The 1428-nt window shown below is 63.5% G+C and carries 1 protein-coding gene; it reads left to right on the top strand.

The annotated features are described in order from the left end of the window. The first annotated feature begins 135 nt into the window (after nucleotides 1–135). Nucleotides 136–1371: an IS256 family transposase gene (locus AC5Y21_RS25945; protein WP_499917005.1), complete on the top strand. Its 1236-nt coding sequence runs from the start codon at nucleotides 136–138 to the stop codon at nucleotides 1369–1371. The last annotated feature ends 57 nt before the right edge of the window (nucleotides 1372–1428 follow it).

The following is a 1428-nucleotide window of genomic DNA, read 5'->3' on the forward strand; positions in this document are numbered from 1 at the left end:
AGGTTGCGTCCACCAAAGTGGTGTACGAGTCGGGCCATGAGTTGAGGACCGGCGTGTCGTAGCCGAGTGATTGAAGGTCATCGCGTGATTCTTCGAGAGACCGTCCAAAGTCACTCGAGCAAAGGAATCAACGCGATGACCAGTGCCCACGATATCGATCTGCCTACCGTGTTGGCTGAACGACTCACTACCTGCCACCCTGACGTGCTGCGTGAGTTGTTGGCCACGTTCATCCATACCTTGATGGGTGCGGAAGCCGATGCCCTGTGCGGTGCCGGATACGGCCAGCGCAGCGCCGAGCGGATCAATCAGCGCAACGGCTATCGGCAGCGCCAGTTCGATACCCGCGCAGGCTCGTTGGATCTGGCGATTCCCAAGCTGCGGCACGGCTCGTATTTCCCGGACTGGCTGCTCGAACGCCGCAAGCGCGCCGAGCGGGCCCTGACCACCGTGGTGGCCACCTGTTATCTGCTGGGCGTGTCGACGCGGCGGATGGACAAACTCGTCGAGACCCTCGGGATCACGTCGCTGTCGAAGTCGCAGGTGTCGGTGATGGCCAAAGAACTCGACGCCGCCGTGGAAGCCTTCCGGACCCGACCGCTCGATGCCGGCCCCTACACGTTCATGGCTGCTGATGCGCTGGTTCTCAAAGTGCGCGAAGCGGGCCGGGTGGTCAACGTGCACGCCCTGATCGCGACCGGGGTCAACGCCGAGGGCTACCGCGAAATCCTGGGCATCGACGTCACCACCGCCGAGGACGGGGCCGGCTGGTTGACGTTCCTGCGATCGCTGACCGCCCGCGGTTTGTCCGGGGTCAGACTGGTCACCTCTGACGCCCACGCCGGGCTGGTCAATGCGATCGGCGCCACCTTGCCTGGCGCGTCGTGGCAGCGGTGTCGCACCCATTACACGACCAACCTGATGGCGGTAACTCCCAAGAGCTCCTGGCCGTGGGTGCGCACCTTGTTGCACTCGGTGTTCGATCAGCCTGACGCTGATTCCGTTGCCGCGCAATACGATCGGGTCATCGACGCACTGGTCGACAAAATGCCCAAGGTGGCCGCGCACTTGGAGGACGCCCGCACCGACCTGCTGGCCTTCACCGCCTTCCCCAAACAGATCTGGCGCCAGATCTGGTCCAACAATCCCCAGGAACGGCTCAACAAAGAGATCCGCCGCCGCACCGACGTCGTCGGCATCTTCCCCGACCGCAACGCCCTGATCCGCCTCGTCGGCGCCGTCCTGGCCGAACAACACGACGAATGGGCCGAATCGCGGCGCTACCTCGGACTCGAAGTTCTCAGCAAATGCCGTGCCGACCACACACCGTCAACAGAACAGGAGGACACCCCGGCGGCACTGACCGCCTGAACCATCACCTCGAAGAATCACACGACGACGTCGTACACCACATCCCTGGACTTGACC

The organism is Mycobacterium sp. NGS41 (genome assembly GCF_059812725.1).